Origin of the sequence: Halorubrum tropicale (assembly GCF_001280455.1) — an archaeon.
Classification (GTDB): Archaea; Halobacteriota; Halobacteria; order Halobacteriales; family Haloferacaceae; genus Halorubrum; species Halorubrum tropicale.
Map to the genome: position 1 here is coordinate 1 of NZ_LIST01000011.1, position 19,257 is coordinate 19,257.

17 protein-coding genes and 2 pseudogenes are annotated in these 19,257 nt (G+C 57.5%); 10 read left to right on the top strand and 9 right to left on the bottom strand.

Translation table 11 applies throughout. The annotated features are described in order from the left end of the window. Window positions 1–172 (top strand): annotated as a pseudogene (locus tag AMR74_RS18015) (IS1595 family transposase); the annotation flags it as partial. 27 nt (window positions 173–199) lie between these two features. Here the strand turns inward: AMR74_RS18015 and AMR74_RS16125 are convergent. From AMR74_RS16125 to AMR74_RS20090, 5 genes and pseudogenes are all read right to left on the bottom strand, one after another. Beyond that, a pseudogene (locus AMR74_RS16125) lies at window positions 200–895 on the bottom strand (RNA-guided endonuclease InsQ/TnpB family protein); the annotation flags it as partial. A 729-nt stretch (window positions 896–1,624) separates the two neighbouring features. After that, window positions 1,625–4,108 carry a PAS domain-containing sensor histidine kinase gene (locus AMR74_RS16130; RefSeq protein ID WP_053773082.1) on the bottom strand — a complete coding sequence of 828 codons (2,484 nt, stop codon included), beginning with the start codon at window positions 4,106–4,108 and terminating at the stop codon, window positions 1,625–1,627. Beyond that, complete coding sequence (locus AMR74_RS16135) at window positions 4,105–5,208, bottom strand: FIST signal transduction protein (RefSeq protein WP_053773083.1); 1,104 nt, start codon at window positions 5,206–5,208, stop codon at window positions 4,105–4,107. The genes AMR74_RS16130 and AMR74_RS16135 overlap by 4 nt, the downstream gene beginning before the upstream one ends. A 661-nt stretch (window positions 5,209–5,869) precedes the next feature. Continuing rightward, on the bottom strand, window positions 5,870–6,748 hold the full coding sequence (locus AMR74_RS16140) for a hypothetical protein (protein WP_240471227.1): 879 nt from the start codon (window positions 6,746–6,748) through the stop codon (window positions 5,870–5,872). A gap of 163 nt (window positions 6,749–6,911) precedes the next feature. Further along, window positions 6,912–7,130, bottom strand: a complete 219-nt coding sequence (locus AMR74_RS20090; RefSeq protein WP_077152437.1) for a DUF7511 domain-containing protein — start codon at window positions 7,128–7,130, stop codon at window positions 6,912–6,914. 352 nt (window positions 7,131–7,482) lie between these two features. On the opposite strand from AMR74_RS20090, the gene AMR74_RS16145 reads away from it, so the two are divergent. Then, window positions 7,483–8,541, top strand: coding sequence for a PAS domain-containing sensor histidine kinase (locus AMR74_RS16145; protein WP_053773084.1), 1,059 nt, complete (start codon window positions 7,483–7,485; stop codon window positions 8,539–8,541). A 935-nt stretch (window positions 8,542–9,476) separates the two neighbouring features. Here AMR74_RS16145 and AMR74_RS18025 read toward each other — a convergent pair. Continuing rightward, the gene (locus tag AMR74_RS18025) at window positions 9,477–10,067 is read right to left on the bottom strand and encodes a DUF4397 domain-containing protein (protein WP_077152438.1); all 591 of its coding nucleotides are present in this window, start codon (window positions 10,065–10,067) and stop codon (window positions 9,477–9,479) included. Window positions 10,068–10,766: 699 nt separating this feature from the next. Here AMR74_RS18025 and AMR74_RS18835 point away from each other — a divergent pair. From AMR74_RS18835 to AMR74_RS16175, 6 genes are all read left to right on the top strand, one after another. Then, window positions 10,767–11,015, top strand: coding sequence for a hypothetical protein (locus tag AMR74_RS18835; RefSeq protein ID WP_139043049.1), 249 nt, complete (start codon window positions 10,767–10,769; stop codon window positions 11,013–11,015). A gap of 66 nt (window positions 11,016–11,081) precedes the next feature. After that, on the top strand, window positions 11,082–11,912 hold the full coding sequence (locus tag AMR74_RS16160) for an IS5 family transposase (protein ID WP_077152439.1): 831 nt from the start codon (window positions 11,082–11,084) through the stop codon (window positions 11,910–11,912). A 518-nt stretch (window positions 11,913–12,430) separates the two neighbouring features. After that, a complete protein-coding gene (locus AMR74_RS16165; RefSeq protein WP_053773088.1) occupies window positions 12,431–13,711 on the top strand; it encodes an RNA-guided endonuclease InsQ/TnpB family protein in 1,281 nt (426 codons plus the stop codon). A gap of 226 nt (window positions 13,712–13,937) precedes the next feature. Beyond that, window positions 13,938–14,090 carry a DUF7837 family putative zinc-binding protein gene (locus AMR74_RS20095; protein WP_443984493.1) on the top strand — a complete coding sequence of 51 codons (153 nt, stop codon included), beginning with the start codon at window positions 13,938–13,940 and terminating at the stop codon, window positions 14,088–14,090. 228 nt (window positions 14,091–14,318) lie between these two features. Continuing rightward, entirely contained in the window at window positions 14,319–14,501 is a 183-nt protein-coding gene (locus tag AMR74_RS16170) for a hypothetical protein (protein ID WP_053773089.1), read from the top strand. A gap of 46 nt (window positions 14,502–14,547) precedes the next feature. After that, complete coding sequence (locus tag AMR74_RS16175) at window positions 14,548–14,784, top strand: hypothetical protein (RefSeq protein WP_053773090.1); 237 nt, start codon at window positions 14,548–14,550, stop codon at window positions 14,782–14,784. Window positions 14,785–15,123: 339 nt separating this feature from the next. Here the strand turns inward: AMR74_RS16175 and AMR74_RS16180 are convergent, their stop codons facing one another. From AMR74_RS16180 to AMR74_RS18840, 3 genes are all read right to left on the bottom strand, one after another. Then, window positions 15,124–15,522 (bottom strand): hypothetical protein, encoded by a 399-nt coding sequence (locus AMR74_RS16180; protein WP_240471228.1) that lies wholly within the window; start codon window positions 15,520–15,522, stop codon window positions 15,124–15,126. Window positions 15,523–15,687: 165 nt separating this feature from the next. Beyond that, window positions 15,688–16,932 (bottom strand): ethylbenzene dehydrogenase-related protein, encoded by a 1,245-nt coding sequence (locus tag AMR74_RS16185; protein ID WP_053773091.1) that lies wholly within the window; start codon window positions 16,930–16,932, stop codon window positions 15,688–15,690. Window positions 16,933–17,081: 149 nt separating this feature from the next. Beyond that, window positions 17,082–17,402, bottom strand: a complete 321-nt coding sequence (locus AMR74_RS18840; RefSeq protein ID WP_137705238.1) for a hypothetical protein — start codon at window positions 17,400–17,402, stop codon at window positions 17,082–17,084. Window positions 17,403–17,630: 228 nt separating this feature from the next. On the opposite strand from AMR74_RS18840, the gene tnpA reads away from it, so the two are divergent. Then, entirely contained in the window at window positions 17,631–18,020 is a 390-nt protein-coding gene (gene tnpA / locus AMR74_RS16190) for an IS200/IS605 family transposase (protein WP_053773092.1), read from the top strand. Continuing rightward, a complete protein-coding gene (locus AMR74_RS16195) occupies window positions 18,017–19,255 on the top strand; it encodes an RNA-guided endonuclease InsQ/TnpB family protein (protein ID WP_053773093.1) in 1,239 nt (412 codons plus the stop codon). The genes tnpA and AMR74_RS16195 overlap by 4 nt, the downstream gene beginning before the upstream one ends. Window positions 19,256–19,257 lie beyond the last annotated feature (2 nt).

Consider the following 19,257-nt stretch of genomic DNA (forward strand, 5'->3'; position numbering starts at 1 on the left):
CGTGAACACCTGCGAGAGCCACGCGTCGCTGGCGCGACGGTGGCTCTCGCCGCATCGAGGCATCTCAAAAGATCGCCTCACACAGTATCTCCGAGCGTTCCAACTTAGACGAGAACTCTACCGCAAACCCGGACGAAAAGCGCTCAAACACGCCGTCAAAGCCACTCTCTGAAATCAACAATGTGCTACAGAAGAGCGTTTTCGTGAAGTAGTATTCGTCCTCTTTGAGTGCGCCGCCGGGATACAACACTGATTCACCGCCGAACGAGATGGCGGCGAAGTTGCAAATCCCGAGGTCAACACCAGCCACTTCGTCACCCGGCGGTTCCGGGTCGATGGAGGTTCGACATACGAATTGAAGCCGCCACTCGTCGCGCTTGTAAACAGCGCGAACCTGTTGAATGTCCCACTCGGTCAGGTCAACGTCTGGGCGAGTCTGGTACTCGCACAAGATGAAGTCCGAACGGTGTTCTTTGAGGTTCCGGCCTTTCGAGAGGCGGACACGTGTGAACTGTGCGTCGTGCTTGAAGCCAGCCGCTTTGAACGACACAGTTGAACGTGGGTGGGAGTCGCCGTGTTTGCGGTAGCCGGGCGGTCGGGCACGGTCGTCTCCGTTCCGACGCTTGCCGAACCAGCCGTTGAACGCTTCAGCGAGTTCTTCGAGAACGCGCTGACTGGATTGAGAATGTAAGTCCGTGTAGCGTTCGTGGTTTTTGAGTTCGGCTTTGAGTTCCCCGTCATCGGGAATCTCACCCGTTTCGTCCCACTGCTCTTGTGCGTAGTAGCGACCGACGTTCCAGAGCTTTGAGGCGGCCCATCCGAGTTGGTCGAGGTCGTCACGAACCTGTTGCTGGTTCGTAATCGTAGCCTCGAAGGTTCGGACGGTTCGACTCATTTTCTGGCTTCATAACTGGTTATGAACGTCGTTTTCCTAATAGTGTCGATTAGCGTGGAATATCCGGGCTTGCCATCGAAGTGTGGTTGGTGTAGAATATTGTCGGATTCATCCTGACCCTAAAGGGTCAGGTATTCTCCTCGATTTTGTATAAACTGGCCGTTGAGGCGCTCTTCGTAGCTCCGAGAAAATCGAGAGTCTCGCCGGCGACAAAGGCTATGACGACTAATCGCTCTGGGACGCCCTCCGATCAGGGGGCGTTCGGCCCCGCTGTCCACCCTTGTGCTTGGTACCACGAGTCCCACGAACTCGTGTTGACCGCCGCAGTCTACAACCTCGAACAAACTCTCAAACAGTGACCCCCACGCAGTTATCGGATTCAACAAAGTGGAAGAGGTGTATTCGTCTTCTAATCTCTATAACTACATGCGTCATGATCGGTTGCCGGGATGACCACTACTGTTGGATTTCGTCTCTGTCTTTCGTGTATTGAATTTGTCAGTTCTCAAGAATGTTAATACAGCCAACTACGAGGACATCGTCCGTGGAGGCGACATTCGGGCCAACGAACTGGTCCGTCGCGACAGTGACTGGTGCGTTCGTCTGGTTGTCAACCGAACTGTAGCCGTTCGAGACAAGTCCGACGACACAGTATACGGTGCGGCGTCGTAGGCGCTGTCCTTGGCGAGCGCGCCGAACCGAGCGTTCAGTTCGGGGTGCGGTCGGTCGTCAATGACCGGGAAACGCGATCGTCGCTGTCGTCCCGTCCTCAGTGTCGATCTCGAGCGCAGCCTCCGAGTATCGGACCACGCGATCCACAATCCACAACCCCGCTCCGCTCCCGTGTTCCAGCGCGGACTCACCGTGCTGATCGATCACGTCAAGCTCATACGGATCGATTCCGGGACCGTTATCACTGATCTCGATTCGCACATCCTCGTCACTCCGGCGGACGGCAACCTCGACCGCGGGGGCGTCGCTGTCGTTGTGTTCGAACCCGTTCCGGATGAGGTGAGCGAGCGCGGTTTCCAGTTCTGGGTGAGCTGTCACCGTCGCCGCGTCGCAGACATCGACTTCGAGTTCGCCGTTCGGGAACTCTCCGTCGACGGTCGACGCGGCGGAATGGACCTCCTGCTCAAGGGCGACGGTAGTGGTCTCGTTCCGACTGTTTACGATCTTACGCATCTCCTTGGCGTGCTTCGAGGTCTTTTCTAGATCGCGGCAATTCTCCAAGACTCGCTCCGCGTACCCGCGTATCGGCTCCTCGGCCTTCGCCTCTATTTGAGACGTGTACCCCATTATGGCGGTGAGCTTGTTCCGGACGTTGTGTCTGAGGATCCTTGCGATCACCTGATTGAGGAGGTCGATGTCCTGGCGACTGTCAATCACCTCGGTGATCGCTTCAAGATTTGTCCCGAGAGAGTCGAGTATCTCGGCGTCGAGCTCGCTGAAGCTCTCGGCGTACGCCGAGCCGGCGATCAGCACCCCGAAGTCACCGATCGGAACGATCACCTCCTCCTCGATGGGCGTCTCCGGATTGTAGGCGTCCGGGTCCGTGGCGACATCGGCGGCGACGAGCGTAGTGTCGTCTTCGAACGCCTGCCACGCGAGGCTGTCTCCGTTCAGGAATGACGGCAAGTCTCTGAGCAGTCGCTTGGAGTGATCGGTCGCCGCAACCGGTTCAAGCCGTTGTTGCGCGGGGCGATGCTTCCAGATGCCCATCAGCGGCATGTTTAGTGCCTCGGGGATGTCTGTGAGGACGGATTCGACCATCTCCTCGTGAGAGCGTTCCCGAAGCGCGCGACGGGCCGTCTCTTGGGTCGTCCGGAGACCCTCTTCGCTCAACTGCCTGTCGAGTCCGATCGCCGTGAGCTGGCTCAGCACCTGTAGAAAGTACACGTCCTCGTCGTCGAAGCTGTTCCGCTCGGGAGCCGAGGTCACGACGACGCCGTGGCTGCCGACGGGGACGATGAGCGCGCTTCCGACAGGGGTTTTATGACTCGGAAAGCGTCCGTCGAACGCGGCGATGTCATCGATCCGGATCAGCTCTTCTCGCTCATACGCCTTCCAGACTACGGAGTCCCTGTCAGAATAGGTTATCGATCCCTCGCTCAGCCGCTCTCGAACCGCCGCGCTTGTGACTATCGGTTCGAGTGCTCCCGAGTCCCGGTCGTACAAGTGAACGCCGACGCTCGAGTGTCCAAGAACAGATTCTACGGTCCGAACAACCGTCTGGCAGATCCGATGACGAGAGCCCTCCGTGAGGATATCCTGTGCGGCGACGTAGAGCTCCTGTAGCGTCAGCTCGCGCTCGCGTTGGTCGGTAATATCGACGTACACACCGAAGTACTCGGTCCGCTCAGTCGCAGTCACCGGAACGGCGGTAAAGATGAAGTATCCGACCCCATCAGCTGTCTCGCGCTGCACCTCCTGCTGAAACGGTTCTCCCGTCTCGAGCGTCTTGACGAGCGAGTCGGTCTCTACGGGCTGATCCTCGGGCGTAATCAGTTCGTTGAGACTTTGCCCGCGGAGTGAGTCGTTGGGATATCCGAACGTCGATCTGAATGCGTCGTTTGCGCGATGAATCCGCTCTGTTTCGTCTTCTGTGACGACAACCTCGACGGTCGGTTCAGCGGCCGCGGCGAAGATGGCTTCGAAGCGGTCGCGTTGCCTGCGTAGCGCTCGCTCCCTTCGGTTCGACCGACATGCCTGTGCCAACCGACTGTTCAACGGGTCCAACGCTGAGATGGTTTCAACGTCGAGCGATCCCCCTTGTTTGCCGAGGATCATGACGCCAAACCCTGGGAGGTCGAAGAGATAGTATGTGCCTGAGCCGTCGACCGTGCCGGTAGCGGGCAGGGAGTCGACGAACCGCCGAACTGTCGTCGACTCCGACGCCACGGCGGCAGACTCGGCCGTCCGGTCGCTTCGCCTCGAGAAGTCCCTCCGAGCACCGGAGACGATCTCTACAAGGTGTTCTCGGGCGCTGCGGAACAGCTTGTTCCGAATCGGGTTCGCGGGGATAGATGTCACGAGCGTCGGTTCCGCCCCGTCTGACGACGCGGAGATTTCGAATACACCGCCGACGGAACAGTTCAGTTTCTGAAGATACGCGGCGAGCGCTTGGTCAGCTGTCTCTTCGATGCTCCCACGGGTCTCGATGGCGAGCGAAATTTCGTAGAGGGTCTGGACGCGCCGCTGTCGCGAAGTCATACCTCCTCTGCCGCGCCGACGACCGCGGTCTTGTTGTAGTAGTCGAGGTGTCCGTAGCCGTCGTTGGCGATTTCGCCGATCGTGAGGGCGCCGATCATCGGCGTGTTGTCCGTCTTGACGGCGGAGAGTTCGCGCTCGAACTTGTCTTCGAGGTACAGCACCCGTGAAATACAATCAAAGAAAAACAGCCCTTCCACGGGCGCATCTGACTCCCACGCCTCCGTCTTTGCGCGACGTGCAGCGCCGATCAGTGACTCCGGTTCTCCCTCGAGGACGTGAACGAATTCGCCTTCGGGTACCGCCCCGAAGCAGTCGAGACCGCCCTCTTCGGTCACCCCGAAGGGGTCGCGAACGATTTGCTCTCCGTCCATCCGAGCGATTCCGAAGGGGTACGCCTTCGCCGTCTCGAAGAAGTCATCGGCCGTGAGTTCGCTCTCAGCATGTTCGTCCACGGCGGATTTATACACCGAAAACGCCGGCTGGCCGTCTAGACTGTGTAGCGTGCCCCCGTCCGAGTCGGTCACCCGGAACGGACCAGCAATTTCGCGCCACCCGTGCTCGACGCCGAGGGTTACCGGTGACTCCACCGCAGCCATCACGGCGCCATCCCCGATGATCCCCTCGTTAGTGAACAGACAAGGACGCTGTTCCGCTTCGAGCGTGCCGGCCCCACCGCCGATAAAGTTGAGCTCAACGCTGTACGTTCTGAACAGCGATTCGATGAACTCCTCGATGTTCGTTGCGTACGCGTCCACAAATACGAACGCCGTCTCGTACCCGTCGAGCGGAAGGTCGGCGTCCAAGGCTGATGTGTAGTCCGGGTCCGCGCCGCTCAGCCCGCGGATCGTCGTCACATGTGGTTCCGATGAGAGTCCGCAGATGACCGCTCCGCTCGCCTTATTCTCACCGTCGTGAATTACTTCGGGGAAGACGCCACCGAAGACGCTCACGTCGAGTTCCCGAAGGAACGGGTCGAGCCACTCGTCGAGCCCGTCGTCCGGAGCGGCACACAGCAGGATCCCCTCGACACTGTCTCGCGACGCCACCTCATGCACCGCCACGCGTATCGATTCGGGCGTGTCAGCGTACCTGTAATTCATGCCCCAATTTCCCCCATGACCCCAGACGCACCGAGGGGGCGGCATGTCGGTTGCACGTTGTACTTCCCCAGAATCCGGGTCACAACTGTCTGGCGTTTAGTCGCGAACTCAACGACATAGTCGAAATGTGCCGAAGCGAGGCAGTGGTCCTTATCATTCGAACTCGCGGGCAGCACGTGGACGAGACTGCCGACGCCTCGGTCACGCCACGGTCCAATGAGCTCGTGACGGAACCGAGCGAGCGATATCTTATCCTGGTACAAGCGACGTTGGGTCAACATCTTGGTTGTGAAGTGTTTTGTCAGTTCGTGATCGCGATTTGGTCGTCGCCCACCGTGCGGCGATGCCGATAGGTCTCGTCAGGAATCTTGTGCCCTTCGACGTGTTCTCTACGTACTGCTGAAGTGGCGATTCTGTGTCTGTCAAACACGTAAATCGTTATTACGCGACCTTCCACTTAATCGCTCTCGCCAAGTTATCGCTTTTGAGAAGTCTCTCCGCTGTTGAACCCGACGACGCGGCTAGGGTCACTGGCTGACATAACAGGTTCACTCTTTTGTAGGAGAGTGTCGATACAATCGTCGGTAGCCGAATGGGAACTCGAATCGACTTTCTAAGCACTTCTACCGTGGACTGCCACTTCCAGTCGTTCACAAGCTGCTTAGTGTGGTCGCTTCGCCGACGCGTCGGCGATCGTCTGAAACTGCGTCGGGTCTTGAAGCAGATCTTCGCCCATGTCGGCGATCGCCGACTGGTCGATGTATTTGACGCCGTCGCCGTACACCGCTAGCACGGGTTCGTCTTTGAACTCGCCAATTGGGCGAGGCGTGGTACACTCTATTGCGACGTGCGTTCCTCCCGGGAGGGTGGGCGCGTCGGCGTACGCCGCCGGGAGGTCGTCCCTGTGAACGCCCGCCAGCATATGACCGGGAAGAATCACCATCGCGGTCCGGTAGCTGAACGCCGGTTGGGAAAGCATTCCAACCAGCAGATACGTGAGGTCCTCGCAGTCACCGCAGCCATCGACGAGCGTCTCCTCAACGGTTCGGATGTAGTCCGGCGCTCCCATCGATTCCGCATCCGTCGCGTATCTGAGTGAGTGTACGAGTCCAATCGCCCCGTCGAGAAGGACCGACTCAGGGAGCGACCGCCGAGTACACTTGTCCGTTGCGGTCGCGTTGAGGAGCGCCCCCGTGAGCTGCTCGGCGTGAGCACTCGTCTTCGCCGCTTCGAAGCCACTCAGATATCCGTGCGCCTCGTCGGCCGCCTCTCTGTACGCGGACCGTTCGATCGGAAACTCCAGGCGCCACTCACGCCCGGACCGGTCCGTCCACTCGTACGTCATGGCGTAGCCGTCCGCAGTTCGTTCCCGAGTGACCGAATCTCTCGTGTCAATGGGTGTTGGCCGCGTTGGCTCACTCGTAGAAAGAGACAGCGCCACAGACCACAGATCGGACAGTTCGACGACCGAGGAAGCGACGGCCCCGAGCGCGACTCGGTCCAGCGTTTTGTTAAGGAATTTCCGTCGTTTCATGCCCATCGACGGATTACCTCGGATTCGGTCTTTGCTGGGAGCGGCGTCCGAATTGACGGCGGGCGAATCACCTGCGTCTGCGTCGACCGCGGCTTCGGATTCAACGGGGACTGGCAGCGTCGGGCCTCTCCACCGTCTCGCCCGCCGCGGTCGCGGTACATCTGGGGGGTTATCGGAAGCATTCGGGCTTGACGACGGAGTCGACGTCCACCGTCACCCACGCTGACAGCCGCTCGTCATCGGTCGCCTCTGCTGGGAACACCGTGACCCGATCGGGGCCCGACGACCGCCTGTCGACTTGATGTACCAGACCGGTGAACGCAAGACTCCCCGATTTCCGCTCGGTCGTTTCATCGTTCCTCGACCTTCGGTTGGTATCTGTTGTCATCTATTGCTTGTCCGGGTTATTCGGCAGCCTTTGCTTGAACCCTTATAATAGGTGAACGGACGCGTCAGAGGTCGACCGGTGGAATATATACTCGTTGGAACCAGTCTGTTGTACCCGTTTCCGCTCGACGAAACCGATCCCTTTCCGATATGTAGGTCGCAGTTTTCAAATAACCCGGCTATGGCGTGGACCTAGGCGGAACTTTGGAGATTGGCGATCATTTCATAGTCGGGTTGATACAAGTTCGATTCTCTTTTGATCAGAGAACTCTCGTTCGGTCGTTGATTTCATACGGAGCTATATATATCGCTCATAGCAACGAAAACAGTGCCTCGGAGAAATTCTCGGGTGTATGTCCTCGCCCGAATGCGGGACACTGTCGCCGGTACTCGATACGCTCCACACCGGTGTGGCGATCTATGACGCCGCTTCCGGGGCTGTTATCGACGCGAACGCGAGACTGGAGGAAATCCTCGGTTACAGTTCGGACCAACTGCGTGATCTCTCCGTGGCCGAATACACGGCGAACACGTATCCACACACCGAGTCTGAGTTCCACAGCCGACTCTCCAGGGCAGCCAACGGAAGCCCACAGCAGTTCGTGTGGCGAGCCAAACGAGCGGACGGCGAACTCATCTGGATTCAGCTGTTTACTTCTCGACAGCGCCCGACAGCGAACCACTGTGTCCACGTTGAGGTACGGGACATTACGCATCACTATGATACCCATCATCGGGCGGAGTTGTTCTGGCGCGTCCTCCGGCACAACCTCCGGAACGAGGCCGCGATTATCATCGGATGTACGGAGCAGGCGATGAATGCCTCCGAGAGCGGACCGTCTGAGGAGGTCATCTCGACTATTCGGTCTAGAGGCGAGAAGCTCGGTAACATTGCCACGTCAGTGAAACAGATCGAACACGCGGTGACCGACTCGCAGGCGAGCGTCGTCCGGTTTTCCGCCGCGGGCGCCGTGCGGGACATTGCAAATCGGATAGGCGCAGAACACCCCGACGCGGACATCCGGGTCAGCGAACAGAAACGGATGTGGATCGACATCAACGAGGCGTTTGAGTACGCGCTCGCACACGCTGTCGAGAACGCAATCGTCCACAGCAACGACGAGGCGCCGGCAGTCGAGATAACGGTCGGTCCATCGCCCAACACCGGTCGCGCGGAGATCCGCGTCGAAGACACGAATCCGCCGATCCCGCCCGAGGAGATCGCCGCGCTGTTTTCGCCGACCGTCACCACGAGCACGTCCCACGGCTCCGGGATCGGCCTGTTCGTGATGAAGTGGTGTGTCGAATCGCTCGGCGGAGAGGTGTTGTTCGAATCGCAGAATTCCGGGGGAAACGCCGTGTGCTTACTCCTGCCGCCTAAGCAGCTCCAATATTCGATGATGACCGACTGAGTTCGCTGTTCGCGACGGCGCGTACGTCTTGATGGGAGTTACCCTCCCTCAGTCAGCACGAATAGGTCTCCAATTCGCTCAACTCGATATCGATCCGAGCTCTGTCAGCAGCCCCATGTCCGGAGGCGAAACAGGGGGGGTTCACGAGAACAATCGAGGCGACCGCACCTGAGAATCACCTTGATAATCGCAAGCCCTCACCCGGACATACCGAGCGGAACAGATGTCTATTGAGCCGAAAGTGATGTGTTTCTCTTGGAGATCTCATCCATCGTTGACATCCTCTCCGCCCTGAAAGGCGAAGATTCCCACGGCCCCGCACCGCTGGGTTGGGGTGTTTATGATTTGTCGCTGTCCCGGTGACGGCTACTGGCTGTGCCAATCAGCCGTTACTCCTATCCCGGCATGGGATTCAGAGGTACTTCTTATTGTACCCGAACACTACAACAGAAAGGGGTACTTTCTGTGTGTGTGTGTGGTCGGGAATCCTGATATTGTCCGATTAAGTGGGCGGATGGACCGCCTCGGATAATTATTAACACGACGACCACTCAGTTAAAACACCCGGCCAAAAGTTCGTGGTTGCTGTAGAGAATTGTCGGATTCATCCCCGCGCTGAAGCGCGAGGCTTTCTCCTTAATTCTCCGTAATTCCGCCTTCGAATCCGTCTCTGAGGTGCGATTCGAGTTCGAAGCGGAGAGCCAAGCGGCCAGCCGTCACAATCCGATAGCCGTCTGATCGACTCGTGCGCTGTATTCAGCAGGACACCTAGAACAGATCATTTGTTGAGAATTTCAACGGACCCGTAGCGAGGCATTTCAAACTCGGTGAGTGCTGCTCGTTCATATTGGTGTGTAACGCATGGAGACATCATGCGAAGCCGACTAAGCGGCCAGCTCTAGCGAACAGTACCGTGAGAAATAGAGGTCGGGAGGCTACTGAGTGTCGTCCGCGAACACTGCGCCGAGCGAGTCGTCACCCGCCTGCCCAACCGCTATTGCTGAGACTGCGGCGCCGCCGTCAAGTTCGGTGTCAGGCAACGAGAGCGCGACGTCGTCGCTTCCGTGCGGGACGACCTCGAGATCGTAGGAGCCAGCGTCAACAGGAACGTACTCGCTGGCGCCTCGGAATTCGATGTTTTCACACAGGGTCGGACCGCCGTTGGCGACTCGCACGTCGACGGCGGGAGCGTCCGGTGAGGCGTGGACAAACCGGACGTGAGTTTGGTCAGCTTCGACATCACCGGGGGCGTCGGAAAGTACTGTACACTCGACTTCAGCGAGCATACCAGTCGCAAGCGCCGAGTACGCACGGTCTGCCTCAAGTTCGACTGTCAGATCGAGGACTGCCTCGTCGTCGCCATGCGGCGTGACAGCGATCTCGTGGCTTTCAGCTGGCAGCTCGGCGTACTCGCTGATGGTTTCGAATGGCACATCTTCGAAGGCGATTTCGCCGTCGACGTGGACATCGACGTTCGGTGCGTCCGGACAACAGTGACCAACGCGGACGGATGCGGTTTCTGCCATAGCAGCTCGTACTTCTCGTACCAGAAGATTCAATCTGTATATGTGAACAAAATATATTATATACCGGCATGAGCCGTATGGGGGACACCGGAGCACGCAGTTCGCGCTCCCGTGGTTTTGAAGAGTGAAACCGGAGCAGACCAGCTATCTGCCGTTGACCCCTGCTCGTACGCTGACCACTAGCCCGCTGATCCGGCCGCTATCGTCGGATTCAATAGAGCAACTACATTCTGTGACGGCCGTGTTGAAATCCGTCATCGCTGATAGTTCGTCGAGGCTGTAGTGAATACAGAGGGCATATCCGTTAGGATTGAGGTATGACAAACGTCGATTTCCTTATATTGGAGTTGTGCTACTAATCTTATAGATGGGAGTTTCCAACCAGCTATTATTGGCGTTGGCTATTACCAACACATTTGCAGGCTGCATGAGCCTATTGGTGGTTTTGATAGAAGGATATTCACCAACAGAAACAGCCACCTCTGTCGCATTTTTGACTCTCGGATTATTTTTTATTAAAGACTACTACAAACGAACTCAAAAGTCAGATACGAGCAGATCTGCTACATGATGTGTTAGACTTACGCTCTGTATTGGTCAGACCAACAATAACAGAGTCCGAGAAACTTATCAGATCTAATATGCTTCTCAGTACGTCCGACAATTAATTACCCCTGTCATCCCACATGTCGAAATACAGTGCCAATCTCCGAAGAAGAATTCGAGTCAGGAACGGTGGAAGTCAGCGGCGACGAACCGATTGCCAACGACGAAGAGGGACCAATCGAAACTGAAAAAGATCTCATCACATCGTTTTTGAGCGAGCGACCAGACAGAGCGTTCACCGAGCGGGAAATCGTCCTCGGCGTTGATTTCAGCCCCGTGTTCATGAATCGGACGCGGAATCCACTCGGGGCGTTCGTTGACGGTCTGATTGGGCTGTGTTGAATCGCCATACTGCGGCAGGGTAGGTCGCTAAATCAAAGGCGTTGAAGCGGGACGATTCGGTTGCCTATGACACAAATCTCCCGCTTCGTCGGGGAAGTTGTGCCGGTTGCTCAAAGAGTTACTGGCGATGGAGGCGAATCCGCCGCCCCGGAAGGCGGCGGCGGATTCGCCGACTACGCACTCGTTTCCCTCCACTGTCTGCGAATTTACCTCGATACATCGTACCGCATGACGATCGACCTGCTCACAGAGATGCCACAAATAACCGGGGAGATCGGCCTCAGCGCGGCCGATCTCCCTGCGCCGTCCACGTTGTGTAAGGCGTTCGACCGGATCAGTATGAGTGTTTGTCGAGTGCTGCTGCGCCAGTCGGCGCAGCTGCACGATCTCTCCGAACACGCCGCGATCGACGCCACATTCTACGACCGCTCACCAGCCAGCCGCCACTACTGCCAGCGAATCAGCTACCGCGTTCAAAAGCTGAAAGTCACGAAACTCGTCGATACAGCGTCGCAAGCTGTCCTTGACGTTCACTGCTCGACGAACCGAGAAGGAAGCGACGCAGATCTCGCTGAGCAGATCGCCCGCCGGAACGCGGGCGATCTGCGGTCTCTCGCGGCCGATAAGGGCTACGACAAGAAATCGCTCCGCGAAGGATTACGCGATCTTGGGATCAGACCGCTGATCAAGCACCGCATCTTCGCACCGTACGACCACGCACACAACGCCAGAATCGACGATAACCGCTACAATCAGCGCTCTATGACCGAAACCGTGAACTCGGCTGTGAAGCGCTCGCTCGGCTTCGCCGTGCGAGCGCGGTCCTGGTTCCGTGAGTTCCGCGAGATCGCTCTGATGTGTATGGTCTACAACATCAAGCGCTTCGTCAAACAGTGAATCTCTACGCCTTACAGCGATTCAACACAGCCTCTGATTGACTTCGCCGGTGATGTTGCCGCCACGACAATTGTCGTCAATGACATCGATGAAGCACTCACCGAACTTGTTGAGGAAGGAATCGTGACGACCGAAGAAGTAGAGACAGAAAGCGGGGCATCGGTCTACTACAAACTGGCGTAGGCAACTCTCTCCGACCGGCTGTTTCAGGCGAGAATATGTCTGATGAACGGTATTTCAACAGAGCCAAAATCCTATACTGAAACCAAACCCGATCAACGTCTTTGTTGAACGCATAGAGAATCTCCTCAACGACTTTTTTCATGATCTCTTCCGTGAGGCGCCCTTGCCGTGGGTCAGAGATACTGTCTCACGGAGAATCGAGGAGAAAGCCTCGCGCTTTAGCGCGTGGATGAATCCGACACTACACTTCACACTCCACCGTTCGATGGTACGGCTGGATATTCCACGCTGAGCAAATACACACCTTCAAGTAAGTATATCTACATAGGTTACATATGGCGAAACAGGTCGTCACCCGCACCCACACTGCGTCCATACAGAACCAGTCTCGGGTGCAAGACGACCTTGATTCGCTCGGGTTCGCTGCCTCGAAACTCTGGAACGTCGGACGGTGGACATGTAGCCGGATCTGGGATGAAATCGATCACATCCCGAACCACACCGAACTCACCACGTACCTCAAAACCCACGAACGCTATGCTGACCTGCATTCGCAGTCAAGTCAGCGAGTCCTTCAAGAACTCGCTGAAGCGTTCAACGGTTGGTACGGTAAACGACGCAACGGAGATACGAGAGCGAACCCGCCCGGCTACCGTAAACACGGCGACGAACACCCGCGCTCGACGGTGATGTTCAAAGCCGCTGGCTTCAAACTCGACACCCAGTACAACCGCGTTCGACTCTCAAAGGGGTCGAACCTCAAGGAGTATTGGTCGGACTTCATCYTGTGTAAGTACCAGACTCGCCCCGACATCGATCTCTCGACKGTCGAGAACGTCCAACAGGTTCGGGCAGTTTGGACAGGTGAGAAATGGGAACTGCACTTCGTCTGTAAGGTTGAAGTAGAGGTGGCTGAAGCCCCCGGTGAGAAGGCGGTGGGCGTTGATCTCGGGATCAACAACTTTGCCGCGCTTGCCTATGAAGACGGCCACAGCGARCTGTATCCGCTGAACTGTCTGAAGCAGGACRACTACTACTTCAGCAAGCGGATTGCCCGGTGTGACGACTCGAACTCTGAGCAGGCCACCCGGCTGAACCAGAAGAARTCGGCTCRTCGCACTCACTATTTCCATACGCTTTCGAAACACATTGTTGAACGGTGTGTTGAGCAAGGCGTTGGAACGATCGTAGTGGGAGATCTCTCAGGGATTCGCGAAGAGGATGACTCTGACGAGTCGAAAAACTGGGGCAAACACGGTAACCTCGACTTGCACTCGTGGGCATTCGACCGATTCACCGACCTTCTCGAATACAAGGCGGAGATGGAAGGTATCACCGTCGAGGAAGTCTCCGAGGAGGACACGTCGAAGTCGTGTTCGTGCTGTGGTCGCAAGCGTGACGCGAACCGAGTTGAACGTGGATTGTATGTGTGCGATGAGTGTGGGACGGTAGCGAACGCGGATATGAACGGGGCAGAGAATATCCGACAGAAAGTATCTCCGAGTCCCGCCATGGATGGCGGTGATAGGAGTAACGGCTGGTTGGCACAGCCATCGACGTTCCTGTTTGACAAGGAAACTGGTGCATTCGCACCTCAAGAACGGGCCACGTGGTAAACCACAATATCCCAACCCAGCGGCACGGTGCCGTGGGAATCCTCGCGCTTCAGCGCGGGGAGGATGTCAATCTGGCGGGGCTTGGATCTGCGACATCCGTGGCGAGTGAATAGAGAGGGGCAGAATTCGAGAGGGTTCTGGTGTACCGCCCATCTCCCAGTGTTTATGCTAAATGAAGCTAAATGACTGGATGGAAGGAGAGTCACACGCTCCTCCTTCCCCTCTAATGACCGACAGCCCGCCGCCACTTGGACACTGTCCAAGCTGCGAACGCGAGATCTCAGCTGCGTGGAAGCTCATCGAGTACGACCAAGCAGACGGGGACACAGGCATCTTCGCGGAGTGCCCGTCCTGTGAGAAGGTTGTAAAGCCGGAGTAGAAAGGATCACAGCGCACTACGCAGTTGGGTACGCCTGAAAGGAGTAGTCGATCGCGATACCGCCATACGGGAGGGTCAGGTTTGGGAGGCCCACTTGACGCAAGACGACACCTGCGTTCACCAAGACGTCAAGGTCAAGCGGCACGAACGCACCTGAGAGTGGCTTTCGCTCAAAACCTCTCATTATCGTCGGTGGATCATTTACGCGTTGAGACCATAGAATGCGGTATGGCGACAATCGACGCAGACAAAATGATGGTCATCGCCGGGGTGCTACTCAGCACCCTCGCGTTCATGGACATTTACGAGACGTGGAAAAAGACACGACGAACCGAGCGCACTGAGGACGAACCCGACGTGACAGCGAGGGCCGGAGAACAAAACCAGAATTCACCGGCGTCAGAAGGATGAATGGGCTGGGGCAAACATCTTTACGGCTATAGTTTCAATTCAATATATGGTTGATACAGACGATGCGGTGGCTGATGTCGCAGAGGATGTCGACGCCGATGGACTAGGTACTGCGGTGATCGCATCGATTGGCTCCGTTGCGCTGGCCCTGTACTTCTACTACGTCCGCGGGGACAAGCAACGTGGACAGTTCGTTGGCCTCTGGCCTACGACGATCCTCGCCGTGGCATCCTACTTCAAACTCGAAGAGATCCGCCAGAAGCTGGACGAGCTGGACGCTTAATTTCTTCGTCGTCCAGAAGTCGAGATCTCAGCTTTGTACCTGCTATGATTAAAAGTAATTAAAGGCGTCGAGACGATCAAGTGAAAGTAGAGGATCTGTTGAAATCCTCAGCTGCTGATAGTTTGGAGAGGCTATGCTGAATAGAGAGCTCGAGTCGGCCAGGTGGGTAGCAAACGTGTCCGCTGACACCGGGCCGCTCACGAGTCGGAACAGTCAGTGCCCGCTGATCCGACGGCGGCGCTGAGACGCCCACCCTGCGACCGCTCCGAGGGGGACGAGCAAGGCACCGACCAGCGGGCTCCACGCAGTAGCGACGGTTCGGGTAACGTCGACAGCAGTTCACAACGGTTTCGGATAGAGTTGGACTGCGTACTGTAACCCCTGCCCGGTAACGACACTGAGGAGGAGCGGAAACAGTAGTACGTACACTCCTGCCAGTGTCGGGACGAGTGTCACGATGCCGAGGCCCATCGCACTACCCACGAACGCTCCCTGTTTCGGAGTAGACACCCGAGACGCGACTCGTCGCCACACGACAGCGCCTAGGACGAACCCTGAGACAAACGCGAACTGAGGCGCGTATCCGACCCAGTACTGCGCGTCCGGCGACAGGCGCAATGGAGCCACCATCGCCACGAGCAGATAGAGGAGAGAGGCGGCGAGTGCCACCGCCGCCGCGACGACCCCGGCACCCATATCCCGCCACCACGTCACCGAGCATTGCTGCCACGTGATCATACGGCTTTGGACGCTGCGTGGGAATATAACTAAGTGCAACCGGTCGGTGACAGTTGTATCCTTTGTCTCTCGCACATCGACACTGACAGTCACCGAGTAGCTTTCCGAGACCTTGTTGAACACACAGCACTTGCAGCGGGCCCGGAACGGTGTTCGCCGCCGTGCTCACTCGTCCGCTCGTCCGTGGAGCTTCCACATCGTAGTCTCCAGGTTCCGGATGGCCGTAGCGTGTTGCCCGTTCACGAGGTCTGTCCAAGACTCAATCCCTGGGAATATGAGCGGCGTCGTGTGCACAGGGAGTCTCGCCCAGTCGACATCGGCCGCAGTAGCCGCGGACTCGACCTCGTGAGCCACCAAGGGCGGCGGGAGGTCTGCCGTCCGTTCAGGAGTCGCCCCGAGACCAAGCCGGTGGGTGTAGCCAGCCCAGTGCCAGCGCTTCCCGGCGCCGTGGTGAATCGCGGGTGCCCACAGGTAGGTCTCGCCCGGAGACAGCTGCGTGGTGTCCGAGGGGTCGTCGGTTACCAACGGACGTGACATCGTGACGACCCACTCGTCTCCAGTCCACGTGCCCGAGGCGGTCCAGTCGGCGGCACTTCCGGCGGGCTCGCGGATGGGGCGGCGTGGAATCATCGCCCCCTCCCACTCGGCCACACTGGGGTCGAACGAGACGGTCACGTCCGGTGTAAGCGCGTACGTTCCCGAACCCTGTGCGGGGAACTCGCCGGCCGAGATGGCGTGGTAATCGAGTGCGCCCCCGTCTACGACATCCGGATCAAACATCAACTCTGGCCCCCCGTCCGATGTCCACTCTTGGCTCGTGTAGGTTCGACGGCCGTCGTCGGCATGCCGATAGTCGAGGACATGAGCATCAGTCCCGTATCCGACCGGGTCGGACCGGTGTGCGCGCCACATCGGCAGGTCGAGGAACTCGCCGCGGGCCTTCATCGCCCGTAGCTCGCCGGGGGAACGCACCTCTTGCCAGTCGCCTTCCCACCACTCGCCGGCACATGCCTGTGGAAGGAACTTCCGGATATCGGACTTCCCGAGACGGTCGCCGTAGTGGGGGTGAGACTCGACGTCGGCTACAGACGCTGCACTCGGCAGCGAGCGCATCCCCTCGTGAGCCGTGAGCCATCCGGCGAACTCCTCGAACCCGCGGACGCTCCCATCGTCGAGGAAGAAGCTCAGACGGTCCTCGTAGAAGCCGGTGTGCTCGTCGTTGTCGTTCACCCACGGTGACGGGTCGGCAAACTGTTGCCACTCGCCTTCGTGGTAGACCAGCATATCGTGGATCCAGCCGCCGGGGTCGGGTTGATCCCACCGAAACTGAAAATGCAATCGCTCTCGGTCGTGTGCCACCCGCGTTCGAAGCTGTTTCTCTTGTTCGGCTGGCATCCAGTTGTCGGTCATCGACTCAACTCATCGTACGGTGGGCAGCCCACTTGGCTCGTACTACATTGTAGTATGTTAGCATACAAAATATATCGGGCGTGTACCTCGCAGACAGTCATCTTCCGGCTTGATCGGGTTGAACCGCTCAGCACGGTTCACATATTATCTCAATTGGGCTCGTTCTGATTCGAGAGTTCTCTGAGCGCTTTTGCTACGGCCTCAACTTCCTTAGTGGACTCAAACTTGCTGAACTTATCAAGCGCACTGTCCGACCACTCCTCTGTACTCTTTTTCTCTTGAATAAACCCTTCAAGAAAGACAACAGCACGGTATGCCTCTTTGGGGGTAAGGGTAGCAGGCACATCTGACGGCGTGATTAAATTGAGGTCATCCTGATACTCTTGAATTTCAAACGACCATTCACCATCGTCGTCACGAAATGACTCATAACGCTTCTCAAAATTGGAAGGCCCTCTCTGATTGCGCATATGTATATATAGTAATATATTCTCATATTATAAAAAATTTTCAAGCGTGAAAACAGGTTTGCAAGATACAGGGCGCGTATCTCTGATACAGACACGAGCGCATACCCCCGTCTTTAGGCGGGGGTTAAGCGGACAATAGCCTACACCACCATCGAAGACGCCACGGCCGGATTTCCAACAGTTTCATCGGCAGTATTAACTCCCTGTTTGGCATAGTGTGTAACACGGATGAAGACCACACGGCACGCGACCTACAACCTCAACTACCACATAGTATGGTTGCCGAAGTACCGCAACTCGGTACTCGTCAACGAGGTCGCTGACCGTGTGCGAGACATCCTCCACGAGATCGCCGAGGACAAAGGAATCGAAATTCTTGACCTCACCGTCCAGCCCGACCACGTTCACCTGTTCGTCAGTAGTCCGCCCAAAAACGAACCGGCGCTCCTCGCCAACTGGTTCAAGGGTATCTCTTCCCGCAAGTACAACCATCGATACGCCGACCACGACGGCGAGAAAATCGGATGGGTACGAGGATACTACGCAGGGACTGCCGGGCACGTTTCGAGTGAGACTGTCGAGAACTACATCCAGCAACACAAGGAGGGCGATTCGTGACCGAACTCACGAAAACGCTGGAACTCAAGCTCGTGGATCCAAACGCCCACAAGCGGCGGAAACTCCGTGAAACGCGAGAAGCGTACCAGCACGCCCTCCAAGACGCCTTCAACCAGAACTGTACCACGCAGACCGAAGCGAATGACGTGGTGGTCAACTACGACCTGAGCGGGTATGCGAAGAACGCGCTCAAGAAGTACGTCCCGCAACTCACGACGACGTACAACGCGGGCGAACTTCAAGACGACCACCCTGTTCGCTTCACCAACGAGGGGATCCGGTTCGACCACAAGCCCGAGAACGCAATCGAGTGGTACGTCAAAATCCCGCACCACGAAGACTACCACCTCTGGATGCCAGCACAGCCGAACCCCGAACAGCGGGACTGGCTCGAAGCGGTGAACGCTGGTGACGCAAAGATGGGCGAGAGCCAACTGTTTGAGCGGGACGGGACGTGGTATCTCCACGTCACCGCCACCCGCGACGTGGGGGAACGCTCTGAGATGTCCGCTGAGAAACTGACGCCCATCGGTGTCGATATTGGGGAAGCGTCGCTCGTCACGGTGTGTCACCGCGACGACCACGGTTCTCCGACCGCTCCCGAACTGTGGGCCGACGAGGGGAAGACCGTTCGTCGGCTCCGCAAGACCTACTTTACCGCCACAAGGCGGCTTCAGACGCGCGGAAGCGAGCGTATCGCAGAATCGTTCGGTGACGACCTGTGGAACCAGATAGACGACATGTTCCACCGCGTCACCCGCGAAGTCGTGGTGTACGCCGAATCCGTCGAGAATCCCGTTCTCGTTCTCGAAGACCTGACGTACATACGGGAGTCGATGGACTACGGCGAGTATATGAATCGGCGTCTCCACGGATGGGGGTTCGCCAAACTCCACGCGCAGATACGCTACAAGGCTGTCGAGAAGGGTATCCCCGTCGAGACGGCGAATCCGCGTCACACGTCGAAGGAGTGCCACGTTTGCGGTGAGGTAGGATACCGCCCACGACAGGCGACGTTCACGTGTACGAACGACGCTTGCTGGATGGGCGAGTACCAAGCGGACGTGAACGGCGCGATAAACATTACAGACCGCTACCTCAGCGGAGAGAGCCATTCAAGAGAACACGAGAATGACGATGACTCGGCTGAGGATGGGGGGCGTCTGACCGCCCCACAAGACAGCCACGCCGATGCTAAGACCCAGCAAGAGACGCGTGGAACGTATGCGTCTTGAAA

Bases quoted from the DNA above. Each gene is read 5' to 3' on its own strand.
- AMR74_RS16130 (WP_053773082.1), bottom strand. From the start codon at position 4,108: ATGACTTCGCGACAGCGGCGCGTCCAGACCCTCTACGAAATTTCGCTC.
- AMR74_RS16135 (WP_053773083.1), bottom strand. From the start codon at position 5,208: ATGAATTACAGGTACGCTGACACGCCCGAATCGATACGCGTGGCGGTG.
- AMR74_RS16140 (WP_240471227.1), bottom strand. From the start codon at position 6,748: ATGGGCATGAAACGACGGAAATTCCTTAACAAAACGCTGGACCGAGTC.
- AMR74_RS20090 (WP_077152437.1), bottom strand. From the start codon at position 7,130: ATGACAACAGATACCAACCGAAGGTCGAGGAACGATGAAACGACCGAG.
- AMR74_RS16145 (WP_053773084.1), top strand. From the start codon at position 7,483: ATGTCCTCGCCCGAATGCGGGACACTGTCGCCGGTACTCGATACGCTC.
- AMR74_RS18025 (WP_077152438.1), bottom strand. From the start codon at position 10,067: ATGGCAGAAACCGCATCCGTCCGCGTTGGTCACTGTTGTCCGGACGCA.
- AMR74_RS16160 (WP_077152439.1), top strand. From the start codon at position 11,082: ATGACACAAATCTCCCGCTTCGTCGGGGAAGTTGTGCCGGTTGCTCAA.
- AMR74_RS20095 (WP_443984493.1), top strand. From the start codon at position 13,938: ATGACCGACAGCCCGCCGCCACTTGGACACTGTCCAAGCTGCGAACGC.
- AMR74_RS16170 (WP_053773089.1), top strand. From the start codon at position 14,319: ATGGCGACAATCGACGCAGACAAAATGATGGTCATCGCCGGGGTGCTA.
- AMR74_RS16175 (WP_053773090.1), top strand. From the start codon at position 14,548: ATGGTTGATACAGACGATGCGGTGGCTGATGTCGCAGAGGATGTCGAC.
- AMR74_RS16180 (WP_240471228.1), bottom strand. From the start codon at position 15,522: ATGATCACGTGGCAGCAATGCTCGGTGACGTGGTGGCGGGATATGGGT.
- AMR74_RS16185 (WP_053773091.1), bottom strand. From the start codon at position 16,932: ATGACCGACAACTGGATGCCAGCCGAACAAGAGAAACAGCTTCGAACG.
- AMR74_RS18840 (WP_137705238.1), bottom strand. From the start codon at position 17,402: ATGCGCAATCAGAGAGGGCCTTCCAATTTTGAGAAGCGTTATGAGTCA.
- tnpA (WP_053773092.1), top strand. From the start codon at position 17,631: ATGAAGACCACACGGCACGCGACCTACAACCTCAACTACCACATAGTA.